Source organism: Streptomyces malaysiense, assembly GCF_000980885.2.
Classification (GTDB): Bacteria; Actinomycetota; Actinomycetes; order Streptomycetales; family Streptomycetaceae; genus Streptomyces; species Streptomyces malaysiense.
On the sequence record NZ_LBDA02000106.1, the window covers coordinates 1 to 14786 of the forward strand.

General features: G+C 70.3%; 8 protein-coding genes. 4 read left to right on the forward strand and 4 right to left on the reverse strand.

All coding sequences use genetic code 11. The features are described from left to right. Nucleotides 1–451: 451 nt before the first annotated feature. The 4 genes from VT52_RS32620 to VT52_RS32635 all read right to left on the reverse strand — a co-directional run bounded on the left by VT52_RS32620 (nt 452) and on the right by VT52_RS32635 (nt 9646). A complete protein-coding gene (locus tag VT52_RS32620; RefSeq protein WP_240509973.1) occupies nt 452–3253 on the reverse strand; it encodes a pPIWI_RE module domain-containing protein in 2802 nt (933 codons plus the stop codon). A gap of 153 nt (nt 3254–3406) precedes the next feature. Beyond that, nucleotides 3407–6841: a pPIWI_RE_Z domain-containing protein gene (locus tag VT52_RS32625; RefSeq protein ID WP_046427552.1), complete on the reverse strand. Its 3435-nt coding sequence runs from the start codon at nt 6839–6841 to the stop codon at nt 3407–3409. Next, on the reverse strand, nt 6834–8009 hold the full coding sequence (locus VT52_RS32630; protein ID WP_053055715.1) for a pPIWI_RE_Y domain-containing protein: 1176 nt from the start codon (nt 8007–8009) through the stop codon (nt 6834–6836). Before VT52_RS32630 ends, VT52_RS32625 begins: the two co-directional genes overlap by 8 nt. Then, nucleotides 8006–9646 carry a PD-(D/E)XK nuclease family protein gene (locus VT52_RS32635; RefSeq protein ID WP_046427550.1) on the reverse strand — a complete coding sequence of 547 codons (1641 nt, stop codon included), beginning with the start codon at nt 9644–9646 and terminating at the stop codon, nt 8006–8008. Before VT52_RS32635 ends, VT52_RS32630 begins: the two co-directional genes overlap by 4 nt. 135 nt (nt 9647–9781) lie before the next feature. Between VT52_RS32635 and VT52_RS32640 the strand changes: the two genes are divergently transcribed. From VT52_RS32640 to VT52_RS32655, 4 genes are all read left to right on the forward strand, one after another. After that, entirely contained in the window at nt 9782–10657 is an 876-nt protein-coding gene (locus tag VT52_RS32640) for a hypothetical protein (RefSeq protein WP_046427548.1), read from the forward strand. Nucleotides 10658–10747: 90 nt separating this feature from the next. Continuing rightward, nucleotides 10748–11866 (forward strand): hypothetical protein, encoded by a 1119-nt coding sequence (locus VT52_RS32645; RefSeq protein WP_046427546.1) that lies wholly within the window; start codon nt 10748–10750, stop codon nt 11864–11866. Further along, a complete protein-coding gene (locus VT52_RS32650; protein ID WP_046427543.1) occupies nt 11863–13380 on the forward strand; it encodes a hypothetical protein in 1518 nt (505 codons plus the stop codon). The genes VT52_RS32645 and VT52_RS32650 overlap by 4 nt, the downstream gene beginning before the upstream one ends. Next, nucleotides 13377–14741, forward strand: a complete 1365-nt coding sequence (locus VT52_RS32655; protein WP_046427541.1) for an AAA family ATPase — start codon at nt 13377–13379, stop codon at nt 14739–14741. The genes VT52_RS32650 and VT52_RS32655 overlap by 4 nt, the downstream gene beginning before the upstream one ends. Nucleotides 14742–14786: the final 45 nt, after the last annotated feature.

The window sequence follows — 14786 nt, forward strand, 5'->3', positions numbered from 1 at the left end:
CCACGCGAGTGACACACCTCCGCCACGCTCCGCCCCCTGAAAACCCCACATGCCTGCGCCACGGCTACCAGCCGTCGCGCAGGCATGTCCTGTTTTCGCAGGTGAGAGGCGCAGTGCCTGGACCGCCACCGCCTCACCCCCTCGCCGAGCCGATCACGAGGCTCAAGGCCCCAGAAACGACGAAATACCGGCGAGTCACATGACTCGACCGGTAATTCGTGAACGCTTCAGGACGATCTCGTGAACGTCCCTGCTGGTGGGTCGTTCACGAGTTCCCTTGACCAGGCACAACAGGACTAATTGATGTTGAGGTTCCCGCGGCCCGCAAGATCACTCCCCGAGAGCATGCATATGCATTTATTGAACCCGCACCTACGCCCTTGAGGTAGTAGGGGCCTTACCCGCTGAGGAGACGAGGGGTGAGACTCCCTCGACTCCTCAGCGGGAAGCTTCATTCGTCGTCATCCCCGTCATCGAGGTCGAAGTCGAAGGCCAGCTGGCCCGACAGAGCGTCGTCCGGCGCGGCCGCGGCCCGGGGCTCCGTGGGGTCCAGGGCCTCGTCGATCTCGTGAGGCAGAGCGTAATCGTCCGCGAGTCGCGCAAGATGGAGGATCAAGGGAAGAGCCAACCCCTCGCGACCAGCGCGGTAGTCCTCGCTGAAACGCTGCTGGTGGACGAATGCGGCCCATGCCTCCGCGTCGTCACCGGGCTGAAGGCACGCAACGGTCAGTTCGAGGAGGTCCGGATTCCAGGCGTTCGCCGTCGGCCGGTAGGCGTTGTTGCCCGAGGCGTTGGTGTGCGGAGTGAGTTTGGCGTCGTCGTTGGTGAGATTTGGCTGCGAGCCGGACTTGCCGGTCGTGCTGTAGAAGACGCGGTCCGAGTCACCCCGCACTCCGGGCCGCCACAGCCCCATCGCGATGCCCCCACGCTGCTGGCCCTCCAACTTGGGAGAGCGTTCCTCCGCCTCGGCCCAGCACTGTGCCGTTTCGTCCCGGCTGCCATCGGCGATCCGAACGATACGAAGCTGCTTGCCGTACAGACCGATCCGCTGAACGGGACCCCCGTCGAGGCCGAGCCTGTCCCGTTCCAGCCCGTCGTTCCTCAGCCATGGCCAGCGCTTCCGGACGTCCTGGGCGTGGGTCAGAACGAGCGTCGGGGTACTGCGCAGCTGCGCGAGAGTCTTCTTGACGAAGGCCGCCATGAGGGCCGACTGTTCCGCGCTGTTCTTCTTGCCTTCGGCCCTTCCCGTCAAAGACTTGAGGAGTTCGGGGTACGGCACCCATGCGTGCATGTCGGCCGACTTGCCCAGCACGCATTTCGCGCCCGGTCGGATGAGCACCGCGATCGGCGTGAACTGCTGCTTGCCTGTGGGCCCGTCAAGGCGGCGTTCCACGAGGTGGAAGGCCACCTGGTTCAGGTTCGCGGGGATGAGCGTGTCACCGAGCGTGTGCTGGGGCACCAGCCGCATACCGGTCTGGCGCAGGCCGTCCGACCAGGCCGCGGCGGCACGCAGACCAGCATCGGCGAGAGCCTCCTCCGTCTCCGCATCCGGGTCTGGTGGACGGATGAACTGGGTCACCAGGCCTGCGTCCGCGCAGCCGAGGCGGATCGCGTGCTTGGGGTCGGTCCGTCGCTTGGCGTGGCGGAAGGCATCCTGCCCGTCGAGCTCCACGAAGGCCAGCCGCACCCCGGGTACGGCTTCCCGCAAGGCGGCCATGGCCCGCGCGACACCGATACGGCGCTCCTCGATGGCCTTGTCGTGCTCCTGCCCCCGGCGCGGCACGCTGTCGCCTCCCAGCGGTGCGCCGAGAGCGCCCAGGGGCCGCGCGTGCAACCGGACGGTCAGCTCCTCCGCCTCCCACACCCAGGTATCGGGGCCTTGCGCGTGCCGGTGCCCGGCCAGCCCCAGCCCCATTTCCGCCGCTGCGATCATCTGATCGCGGATGGCATCGTTCTGGTGGAGCACGACCGCGGTGAGGTCTTCCCCTTCGAGGGCTTCGGCCAGGCGTGCCCGCAGAACCTGAGCGTTGTGGGCCGCGTTCAGCTCACGCTGGTCCAGGATGACCGCGCGCTCTTCGGGATCCTTCTCTTCCATGTTCTTGGGAATGGACGTCAGCTTCTTGAGCTGCTTCTTGGGCGGCCGCGCGTACGCACTGCGCTCGAGCTTCGGAACGGAGACGAACTCGGGAGCGATCGCCTGCTCCGCCCACTCGATCAGCCGTCGGCGTTCACTGGGCATCAGTCCGGTGCCGATCGTGTGCCTGCCTATGGCCGCCTGGTGCCCGATCGCGATCCGGATGCCGTCCCGGCCGTGGATCCAGTGGTCGGCCTCCTTCACCAGCCGGTCCGGGGACGGCAGCGCGTCGAGTGCGCTGATCCCGGCGAGCATTCCTTCTGCTCCGCCCTGACGCCAGTCCGTGGTGCCGTTCTTCCACTCCAGCATGGCGACGGCGAAACGCTGCGACTGCGGGCCATCGTGGACGAGGGAGTCGTCCGGGAGCAGGTACGCGGACACGCCCTTGCCGTACGGCATGTAGACCTTGCCGGTGACGAACCGACGTACGCCGGCGGCCACGTGGACGCGCGGGACAGGTGAGAAGGGAACGGTGCGCACGGTGATGCGGAGGGTCGCCGCGTAGTAGGCCGGCTTGCCGTCGCCGCCACCACGCCGCCCGGGTACGTACTCGATCACGTTCGACATCAGCTCGGCGCCCCCGCTTCCCTGCCCCCTGGCCCCCGTGCGGCCGGCGACCTGTCGGAACGACAGCTGCTGCCCGTGGTGTTCGTACGGTCCCTGGCGCGCGATCCTTTCGGCGAGGACGTCGGGAAGCAACCGGTACACGTGGGGCGCGGGCAGAGCGGTTCCTCCGGGCGACACCTTCTGCTCGAGGAGGTCGACCCTGCCGGGCCGCCAGCTGAGAGCCGCGGTGTCGAGGTCACGAAAGCAGTTCATCAGCAGGGCCGCGGTCTCGGGATCGCCGGCATCGCGCGGGAGGCTCCTGAGCCAGGTGGCGATGTAGAGGTTCGTCACCGCCATCGGGTACGCGTCCTGGCAGTACAGCCAGGGGTTCTCCGAACCGAACCGTGCCGTGGAGTCGACCGTGACGATGTCCGGCGCGGTGGCGCGCATCAGCTGGTTGACAGCCGCTGTGGGTACGCGGCGCCGTCGCTCGGCCTGCCCCTCTGTCATTCCGCCGTGGTAAAGGCGCAGGAGTGGTTCCTCCCAGTGGGCGGGCAGGGAGAGCGTGTGCATCGGGAAGACGAAGGGTCCCCGTGCCGGGTCGGGCAGGTACGCCGCCGGACGGTTGTATTGGTAGGCCATGGTGTCGGTTCTCCTCGGAGCAAGGCGTTAAGTCTTCGGACGCGACGCGAACACGTCGGGGGTGCGGTGTGGTGACGGATGCCGTCAGCCCATGTCCACCAGGGCGCGGTAGAGCGGTTCGTACAGCTCACGGACCAGGGACTTGTCGATCGGGGCAAGGTGGCGCTCCGCCGTGTTCCCGTTCTCGAAGAAGGGGGCGAGCACCTCACGCATGCTCGCCAGTAGGCTGGTGTCTGGGGTGTCCGTGTCCTGGAATCCGGCTTCTCTGGGAGAGAAAGCCGCGTCGACGAAGACCACCCGGGCCGGCACGCCGCCGCGCACCAGACGACCGATGACCTGCCACATGACGACGAGCTGGTCCCAGGTGAACGCCGTCTTCTCCTCGTCCCGCAGGCTGGACCAGGCCAGCCGCCGGGTGAGGAAGCGGTTCCACTGACGGCGTGCGCGGCTGCGGAACGCCACAGCCGCCTGGTCGGGGGTGGCGGCGGCGAGCGCGTTCTGCCGGAAGGATCCGTCACCATCCCGGAGTTGGCGTACGGCCCAGTCGTTGATGGACTGGATGGCGAGCGCGATGTCGTCGGGCCGAGGGTGTGGGCGTGCCAGGAAGTAGACCGTGCCGATGGCCGCCTTGCCATCGCGCAGGACGATGTTGTGTCCCCGCTCCACAGCGAGCAGCGGCGCGACGAGAATGTCGCCGCCGACCGAAGGGAAAGCCTTCACGTCACCGCGGGGCAGCGTCCGTGCGGCGGCGTCCTCCGGCAGCCGGGTCCAGGCGGTGTCGGAGTCCGCGTCGTCGGACACCAGTCGGGTGACGCGGCCGTTCCACTCGGGGATCTGGTTGAGGTACTCGGCGGCCCGACGTGCCTCGTCGTAGCTGCCGACGAGCAACAGGATGCGGCGGCGGTCCGGATCGTCGATCTCCTTCAGCTCGGCGTCCAGCATGCTCTCGGCGTCGGGCAGACTCCGGTCGGGCACCGCGAGCTGGTGCAGCATGTGCAGAAGGGCCTGGGGCCGTTCTTCGGGGTCGCAGCCGGACAGGCGCAGCGGCTTGGGCCGGTCGTTTCCGGGCCAGTACAAGAACTCCTTGCGGAACTCGCTGCCCAGGACGGCCTCGACTTCCTCGTCGTGAGGACGCAGAACGGCACCGACGTCGGCGTGCACGTGGTACCTGCTCGACGTGCCCGCCCAGCTCGTTGCGGACATGAGCAGGACGTGCGGGCCCGGGCGGCCGTCCACGGCGCACAGGTCACCGAGCCGCATGAGCAGTTCGCGGCCCACGCCGTTGCAGTGGAAGAAGCGGAGTTCACCGCTGCGGTCACCATCGCGCTCACGGTCGTCGTGGCGGAACTGGAAGCCGAGCACGTTACCCATGGGCGACTCGGGGATGACCGCCTCGTAGTCCTTGGGGGGCCTGCGGGAGAGCACGTTCGAGGCGCTCTCGAGATTGAGGGCGGCCTCGACGCGCGGCCACAGCGTGGTCATGAAGTCGAGACGGCTGTGCAGAGCGGAAAGGAGCAGGGTGAACTCGAAGCGCCGGGCCTGGAGGTCGGCGTCCGCGAGCACCGTGCTGTCGTCTCCGACGATGTCGGTGAGGGTGTCGCGCAGCCTCTCACGCGTCCGTGCTCCCTGGGGCGCGTGCAGGAGTTCCAGGGCGACGTGGACGAAGGTGTTCACCAAGGGTGTCACTTCATCGTCGTCTCCCGTGCTCTGCTGCTCGTGCAGCGGGTCGTCGCGGAACCGGCCGAGCGCACCGTCCAGCGTCCGGGCCGCCGCAGGCGGGCGTTCGCCCTCCTTCCGCCCCGGGAACCAGCTGTCCAGCAGCAGGTTGTGGAGGGTGAAGGCACTGAAGTAGTCGACGCTGATCCATCGCCTGAGCTTGTCGTCCTTGACGAGCAGGGCGAAGAGGCGGTCGGTGGCGGCGCTGACCGTGTTGACGGCGTTGGTCCAGTCGTCGACGTCACGGGCGGACAGCTGGAGCCGGCCATCCCGGGCCATCTGCTGGAACTTGTGGACGGCGACCTCGTCGAACCAGGAGTTCGGGGCCTTGCCCACCAGAGTGCTGGCCGGCGCGAAGGCCGTGTCGAGCTGCATCTGCACCCGGTCGGCCTCGTCGACGATGATCAGGTCGCTGAGTCGGCACGCGAGTTCGAGGTACCGGAGCTGTTCCTGGTGCTGGTGCAGTGGGACGGAGCTGTGCACGAGACCGGCCGGGGTGGCGACCCACACCTGTGCGTCGACCAGATCACGAGCCCCGCGGTGGCGCGGACAGCGGTTCCACAACGGGCACAGTCTCCGCTGCGGCTTCGGGCCTTGTGCGTCACGCTGCGTGCTGTACTCCTCGTCGAGGAGGGGATCGCCGTCCGTGGCCTCCTGCTCGGGGACGGTGTACAGCGTGATGCACGGTGCTTCACGGACGCCGAGCGGGCGGCGGGCTTCCAGGCCGCGCAGCACGTCGACGGGGCAGGCGCTGCTGAGGTAGGCGAAGCCCGCGTGGTCGTGCCCGAGCATGGTGGCGGCGCCGGCCGTGGCAGTGCGGCGGTGCAGCCGGTTGATGTTGCGCTCCCTGGTGGAGTGCCCGAGGATCGGCGCCGCCCGCACACCGAGCCGGTCGAACTGCTCCACCACGGCGAGCGTCTCGGCCACATCGCCGACGACGATGGTGACCCGGCGGGGTGTCCGGGTCACGAGGTGGTAGGTCAGGATGTCCCGGAGGGTGGACTTGCCGGCTCCCACCATCCCCACGAGGTGCAGCAGCCGGTCGATCCTCAGCCGTCCCTGTTCTGTGAAGCGGCCGAGTTCCGCGTCGCGCACGAGCAGTTTCACTCGCCGGAGCCGCCCGGCCCAGCCGTTGCGCGGCCCCTGTGCCGTCGCCTCGACGGCGTCCATCTCGTCGGCGGCCTTCTCGAGCTCTTCCCAGGTGATGTCGACGGGCTCTCCACGCCCGGCCGGTGGTGCGTCAAGCGCGTGGGCGCGCGGCAGGGTGTCCGTCAGCAGTTCCTCGTCGAACACCACGGAGTGGGTACGGTCCTGCACCCGGAAGGTGTGCTCTCCCTCCTCGGCAAACGGAATGGACCGCGTCGCGAACCGCGGAGCGGTGCTGAGCAGTTCTTCGAAGATCTCGAAACGGCGTGCGGCGCGCGACGGCTCGCGACGGCGTGGTACGGAGCCGGGTCCGTCGATGTCGTATCCGCGCAGGTGCTGGGGGACCTTCAGGTAGTCGATCAGCGCCTCCGACCAGGCGTGCCGTCGCCGCATGTCCCACAGATAGTGGCGGGCGCGCAGAACACGAAGCCGCTGTTCGTCGCTGCGAACGTCTCCGAACACCTCGCTGTACGGGTAACCGCCCAACAGCGGCCAGACATCGGCGGCCGTGCGGGTGGGCGTCACGTCCTGCAAGAGATACAGGCCCAGTTCGACGTCGAGAAGGTCGCCGGGGCGGAAGCTGCCGAGGTTCGCCGGCCACACCTCGGTGAGCTGCTGCGGCGAGCAGCGCCGGTGCCATCCCCTACGGTCACGCACGGCGTCCTCCTTCGGTACGCGGGTCCCCCGCCTTGTCACGCGGGGTGGAGATCTCATCGACGACCAGCCGCAGGAAGGCCTGGTCGTCCAGCAGGGTGACCCGATCGGCCAGGTCCTCCGGCAGGTTTCGGCGGAACTGCCGCCCATACGCCTCGTTGTCGCGGAAGCGGTAGCGGGGCACGACGAGGAATGCACGGTCGTACGGCGGCTCGTTCCTGAACGGCGTGAGGGAGCGCGCCAGGAGAACGGGGTTCACCCGGTCCTTGACGTCCACCGCCCAGTGCCGTCGCTCAGACAGGGGGACGCGCAGGTCGTACGCGTCGTAGTTGGGCCACATCTCGGCGGTGATTCCGAACTTCTTCTCCAGGGCGGCTTGTAGATCGGTCTCCGCGAGCCCGGGGCTGGTGATGAACATCCGCAGGGGGCGGCTGAGCTGGAAGACCCCGCCTTTGTCGGCACGAAGCGGCGTGCCTTCGTCCGATGTGCCGTCGCGGCGGCACCGGTCCAGTTCGCAGCGGTGGCTGCCGTGCAGCAGCGGCACCATGAGGCAGCGGCAGCGAGCGCACTGCCGGTACGTGCCGCGCCTCAGATAGGAGGCGGGCACAGGCTCGTAGCAGCGCTTGATCACGTCGTGCAGCAGCATTCCGCAGTCGGGATCGCCGCCGAGCAGTGCCAGCTCGGCGCCGGTCAGCACGGGCCTGGAGGTGAGCAGGGCCCGGAACGCGGTGTAGGCCTGCGGGGCCTTGGCCGCACGGCACACGGCGAGTGCTTCCCGGATGCGTTCGTTCTCGAAGAGCTCGGCCGCCGGGTCGGCCGCGCTCACCTCCCACTCCAGACACAGCTGGTGCGGCAGCCGGGTCTCCGGATCGACGAGCAGGGCCGCTCCGGGAAAGTTGTCGGGCGGCAGCTCCAACGGCCACTCGATCAGCGGCCGTTCACCAGCCCAGCGGACCATCTGCGGCACGCTGCCCGGCGGTTCCTCGCCCCGGCGCAGGCAGTGCAGGACGAGGCGGTTGTACGCGTTCTGCACCTTCGCCGGGTAGACCGGGTTGGGTACGGTCCGCTGCCGGGACAGGCACGCCAGGGCGCTGGCGATCTGTCGGAGCAGCCCCTCGTCCGTGCCGACGGCGTCCTCGGACCGTGCCTCCCTCATGTCGGTCGTGGTCACGACTCCCCCTCTCCCGCGACGGCGCCGTCGGGCGCGGCGCTCGGACACCACCGGGAGACCGGGCAGGACCGGCAATGCGGTCCGGGGCGGGCGTCCCATGTCTCGTCCTCCCGCCACGGGCCGGCGTACCGCCGCAGCACCGACAGCGCCTTCCGCTGTCGGCCGGGGTCCGTCGGGTCGATCACGTAGGGATCGGAACCGTCCGGCCGGAGGATCTCCACCTCGACGCGCGAGCCGTCCGGATCGCCGCCCAGCGCACCCTGAGCCAGGAGCGCGACCGCCAAGGCGAGTTGGGGGTAGGTGTCGAGAAGGTCCTCGTGGTGGCGGCGCCGCTTCCGTGTCGTCTTGAGCTCCCGCCACACCCACGAGCCGTCCTCCTGGTAGAGCAGGTCGGGTTTGGCGATGACGACGGCCTGCGCCGCGGTGTCGTGGACGACTCGGAGGGCTTCGGGCTCGACCCGCTGGATGAGTGCGGCGTCCTGGAAGGGACAGGCGTCGACGTGGTGGAGCAGCATGTCCCGACCGGTCGCGGCGTCCTCGTCGGAGACCCGCCAGCGTCCCTCTGTCCAGTTCTCGCCCGCCGGGGGCATGTCGCCGACCGCGCACGGCGGCTGTTCCGGGCGCCGGTGCAGCTTCTCGATCCAGCCGTGCACCGCCTGGCCGAGCCTGGCCGCGCTGCCGTATTCGTCAGACTTGGGCAGGTGCAGAGAACGGAGGAACCCCTGTGCGGGGCAGGCCGCGTGATAGCGCAGATCGCTGACCGACACCTTCCTCAGCGGTGCCACCCGCGAGGGAAGGCCGAGGACCCCCGGCCTGCGCGGCACGGCCTCGCAGCCCGTGAACTGCTTGCAGTCCACGCAGGATGAGCCGGGTGCCGGCCTGCCGCCCGCCACGACACGCGCCACGTGCGCGTGCCCGTGCTCGGCGTAGTAGGCCTCGGCTTCCTCGGCCGTCCCGTCGAACTGCACGCGCGGCCGTCCGTCGGAGAGCCCGACTTCGACGACACGCACCCGCTCGGGCCGGGCTGTGGGGCCATACGGCTGGAACGCGCGCGCCCACTTCCGCGGCCAGGCCGCCTGGCGCCCGTGAACGGCCACGTACACGGCGATGGCGATCTCGCCGGGCTCGGAGTCCTTGGCCTCGCCGTGCCGCAACCGTCGGTACTCGCGCAGGCGTCCGTCGGCCGACTCGTACCTGCGCCACCAGGCGTACATCTCCCAGAACTTGCCGTTCTCCCGCTGGGCCACCCAGTACGGACGGACCGGCCGCAGCCGCTGCTCACCATCGTCGGCGCACGCTTCTATGTACGTACGGAGGGCGTGCTCGGCATACGTCAGGTGACCGGGGTGCAGGGCGGGGGTGCGGGAGCGCAGCCCTGCAAGGGCCTGGTCGGGTGTCTCACCGTGGAATTCGACCCGGTCGACGGCGTCCATCACCGGCCCGAGGGTGAACGTCTCGAGTTCCGGCTTCGGAAGCCGGAGAGGCCGGGCCGGCCCCAGACCGGGCCGGGCCTTGGCAGCGGCGTGCGAGGGGCAGGTGTGCTCCTCGCTCCCGCCCGTACCGGGCCCCACACGCACGAGGCCGTCGTTCCCGGTCAGCCAGTGCGGCTTGTGCCATGCCGTCGCGTCGTGGCTCATTGCCTCCCCCTTGTCTCAGAACAGACGGCACCCTCGGTCCGGCCGGGTGCGCCGCCGCATTCGACCGTAGCAGGTAATCTTGGAACTCATTGGAAGTTCTTGGCACAGGTTGGCTGCTGCGCTAAGCTGCCCCGCATGGCGGCATCACTGGAGGAACTCGAGCAGCGCCTGTCCCACCTGCGCACCGAGCTGCGCGGTGCCGTGCGCGCACGGGACAAGGCCGAAACCGCGCGCATCCGTCGCGCGCTGCGCGAAGCCGAGGCCGCCTGGGAGCACGCCCTCGAGACCGAGGCGGAAGCGGACGGCGAGGCACTCGCGGCCGAGCCCCCGGCCTCGCAGACGTCGGCAATCACAGGCGCACCACGCCGCACGGAGCGCCCGGCGCACGGCTCCATCCCGATCCGCGAACAGGTCCACCAGGCGCTCACCCTGCTGGGCGCCCCTGCCTCTCCGAGGCTCATCTCGTCCACGTACGAGGCGTTCTTCACCGAGTCGCTGGTCGCCACCAAACTCGCGTCCCTCCGCCGCGACGAGGAGCGATCCTTCACGGCACAGGGCTATGCCCGCCCGTACTACATCTGCGCGGCACTGACCCACGACCGCCTGGTCCCCGCACGCGGACTCCTAGCCCTGTCCACCTGGCCCGTGGAGCGGCGGATCATCGGCCCACTCAGCCCGCGTGCCGACTTCCTCACTCACGCGGTGGGAACCGCCGAGCAGATCCAGCGACTCACCACTGCGGGGCATCCGGCCCCAGACGCGGCCTGGCGGCTGCTGCGCCGCTTCGCCCTCACGATCCCGGGCGCCTACGACGCCGCGGCCCCGGAGCCCGACCCCGCCCGCGTGATCGCCGCCGCCCACGCCGAAGCGGCCGTCCACCAGCAGGAGGACGACCAGCAACGGCAAGCGGCCGCGCAGCGCGCCCGTACCCAACTCTCTGACGTACAGCAGCTGTTCGGTGCGGCACCGATGCGTGACGCCCTGCGCGACGCGAGTGGGACCCTGTCCTGACGACCCCTTCACGACGGCGATGACGTCAGACGCCTCGCACGCCGGTGAGCTCCCGAAGACGTACCCGAAGACGTTCCCGAAGTAGAGACGATGCCCTCGCAGCAGTCCGAACCTCCCGACAACCGACTGGCGCGGCTGCGCGGACCGCAGCCCCCTCAGCCGTACACCGCCCGTAAGATCACCGCCCTGACCGCCAATCCCGCCTGCGCCCGCCGCGCCGTCCTCGACGCCGTCGGAGTGGACAAGGCGCTGCTGGCCCAGCAGGTCGGATACGAGCCGCGCTTCGGCCAGTCCCCCTTCGCTCTCGCCCGCGAACAGGCGTTCCACGGCCTCGTGAAGTGGGGCAGCTACGCCGAGCTCATTCGGCTGCTGCGCGAGCAGCTCTCCGTCCCCGTGGCGGAGGCCCATGTCACCGACCTCAACGAGGTAGGGGGCAACACGGCCCTGCACCTGCGCGAGCGGGAGACTCGCCGCCTCATCGCGCACGTGGCCTCCGGCCAGGACGTACGGCTCATCCTCGACCGCCCCGTGCTCACCCTCGAAGTCGCCGGTCAGACGGCGTTCTTGGAGCCGGACGCACTCACCCACCGCATCGGGGGGAAGTTCCACGTCGTCCTCATCCGCTCGTTCGCGGCGATCGACGGCCAGGCCAATCCGACCGCCGTCGCCGAGACGGCCAAGCAGGCCGCGGTGTACGTCCTCGCGCTGCACCGCGCCTTCGAGACGGCCGGCCTGCCCACCGAGCAGATCTCCCACGAGTTCCTGCTCGTCTGCCCCAAGGACTTCTCCAACCGCCCCTACGGCCGCCTGATCGACCTCCGGCAGGAACTCGACGCCCTCCAGTTCCAGCTCTCGCGGCTGCGGCGCGCCGAGGACCTCGCGGCCCGGCTCCCCGAGACGGCGACCCTGGACACGACCCGAAGCGCGGACGAACTCTCCTCTTCCATAGAGGCGTTGGACGCGTCGTACTCACCCTCCTGTCTGTCCTTCTGCGAAATGGCGCGGTATTGCCGCGACGAGGCCGCCGGATGCGCCTCACCGGCCCGCCTGGGCAGCGGCGTGCGCAACGACCTGCCGGGCATCGACTCCACCCGCACCGCGCTCGACTACCTGGACGGCGTTGCCGCCCCTGGAGAGGCCGAGGCGGAAGCCGCCGACCTGCTGCGCGCCGCCGCCCGGCTGCGCCGACTCCGCCGGGGGGCCGCATGAGCGTTCTGTCCACCGTCGCGACGCTCACGGCCTCCCGCACCGGCCGTGCCGAACCGCTGAGGACCGTCCGCCACCAGCACCTGGACGAGAAGCCGTTCGTCCTGGTGCCGCTCACCCTCGCCGGCGAGGCGTGCGCGCCCCTGGCCGCGCTCGCGGGTACGGACCCCGAGCACCCGACCCTGCTGACCGTCCACCAGCCGCGCAACCGCGCCGAACGCTTCCGGTTCGCCGAGCGCCTCGCCGCCCTCCTCCTCGCGTACATCGACGGGTGCCGGACCGAGGCGGAGCCCTACACCGTCGGCCGCGGCAAGGAGAAAGAGGAACGCCTGCGCTGCCGGCGGGCCCCGCAGCTCCTCGTCCCGAACGGCGAGGGCATCGCGTACGTGCGCCTGCTCGGTCGGCTGACCAGACTGCGCGCCACCAAGGGACCATACGCGGTCGACCCGTCCGTGCCGACCCTCGGCAAGTGGCTGACCTGGTTCGCGGACCTGGCCGAGTTCCCGGACTCCGGTGCGATGCTCGCAATGACCCGGCTGCTCGCCGCCAACTGGGCCACGGGCCAGAGTTCTTCCGAGGACTCCCACCTCGCGTCCCTGCTCGCCTGGATCGATCCACCGGAGGGCAGCGACGGCGCGCGGGCGGCACGGGAGGCGGAGGACCCCGCCGTGTGGCCACCGGCCGGTCCGTCCACCGACCCGGTCTTCGACCGGACCCTGCACGAGTTGATGACGCGCTACGACGAGGCGTCCGACGACCGCGGACGCGAGGCGGTCGGCCGCCAGATCGACCGTGAGCTGAGCAGCCAGATGCTGCCCACCTGGCATCTGATGTGGCGGGGCGTGGAACTGCTCCGCAAGCTGCCGGAGGGCGCCCACGTCCCCGGCCGCTGGGCCCTCGACCGGCGCTGGTTCTCCGAGTACGCCGAGTACCTAGACGCCGACGGCCGCCCGCAGGCCCGCCGCGACCAAGCCGTCCGAGCAGCTCGCCGCCTGGCCCGGCTGGAGGACGCGGTCACCCGCTACGAGGCGCAGCGCGCGTACGACGACCCGCTGGTGATGGCGGAGTACGAGCTGACCGGCGAGGCGTTCACGGGCACGGTCACGGCCAGGGACGAGGACCGCTTCGTCCCCGGCGACCGTCCCGGCTCCCAGGTGTGGCGTCCGACGATCACCCTGCGGACCGGCACCGACACCCGCGTCGGCCTCGCGGTCGGCACGGAGGTGAAGTCCCCCGCTCGGCCCGGCCAGGGAGCCCGGATCCTCGACGTACGACAAGAGGACGACGGCAGCCACACCGTGGTGCTCCAGCTCGAGGGCGGCTTCGCGAGGAAGCGCAAGCCCCCGGCTCCGGCTGGCACTCTCGCGGAGACCGGCGAGGAGCTGACGTACACCACGCTCAACCCCACGGCCATGCCCTCCGCCCTGCCCGACGAGGAGAACACCCCCTGGACCCACGGCGGTCCGCCGCAGCCGTACGAGCCCACCGACGAGGACGCAGAGGAGACCTGGGAGTGACCGCCCTCCTTCCCGACAGCGGGGACCCCGAAGCCCTCACTCCCGGCGAACGCGCGGACCGGGCGGTCGCGGGGATCCTGACCAGCCTCGACACCGCGCCCGGCCGGGGCGTCGTGGTGGACTCGCCTCCCGGGGCCGGGAAGTCCACGCTGGTGGTGAAGGCCACCGGCCACCTGACCTCCGCGGGCCACCAGCTCATGATCGTCGCGCAGACCAACGAGCAGGTCGACGACCTGGTGGACCGCATCGCGCGGGAGCATCCCGGCCTGGCCCTCGGCCGCCTCCACGCCGGCGGCCACGTCCTCCCGCCCCGCGTCACCCGGCACCCCAACGTCACCGGAAGCAGCCAGGTGACGGACCTGCGCGACCTGCCCGTCGTGGTGTCCACCGCGAAGAAGTGGTCGTTCGTCACCCCGGACAAGTGCGCGCCGTGGCGGTGGGCCATCGTCGACGAGGCGTACCAGATGCGCTCGGACGGGCTCCTGGCGACGGCCCCGCTGTTCGCCCAGGACGACTCGCAGGTCCTCTTCGTCGGCGACCCCGGCCAGCTCGACCCCTTCGCCACCGTGGAGTCCGACCGCTGGCACGGCCTGACCTGGGACCCCCTGCGCAACGCGGTCGACGTCACCCTCGCCCACAACCCCGACCTCCTCCGCCACCAGCTCCCCGTCTCCTGGCGCCTTCCGGAGACGGCGGCACCCCTGGTCGAGCGGGCCTTCTACCCCTTCTACCGGTTCGTCCCTGGCACGACGGCACCGGAGCGCGTCCTGTCGTACGCCAGCCTGTCCCACGGCTCCACCCCACTGGACGACGTCCTCGCCCGGGCCGCCGACTCCGGCTGGGGCCACCTGGAACTCCCCGCCCGCCACACCCTGGACCAGGACCCGGAGGTGGCGGACGCCCTCGCGGCGACGGCGGCCCGGCTGCTGGAACGGGGCACGCTGGTCAACGGGGAACTTCTGACCGCGGACCGCATCGCGATCGGTACGGCACGCACCGTGCAGGCGGACGCGGTCCGCTCCCGCCTCGCCGCCCGCGGCCTGACCGACATCACCGTGGACACCGCCAACCGCCTCCAGGGCCGCGAGTTCGACGTCACCCTGGTCTGGCACCCGCTCTCCGGCCGCCAGGACGCCTCCGCCTTCCATCTGGAAACGGGCCGCCTGTGCGTCCTGCTCTCCCGGCACCGTTTCGCCTGCATCGTGGTGGCCCGCGCCGGCATCCGAGACCTGCTGGACCGGCATCCGCGCAGCAGCCCGGTGTACCTGGACGTACCGCCTAAGTTTCCGGATGGGTGGCGGGCACATCAGGTGGTTATGGGGCATTTGGGGCGGGGGGAGCACCGGGTGCGGGCGGCGTGAACATGGCACGAATGGGGTCATTGTCGGTGGCAGGCTGTACGGTCC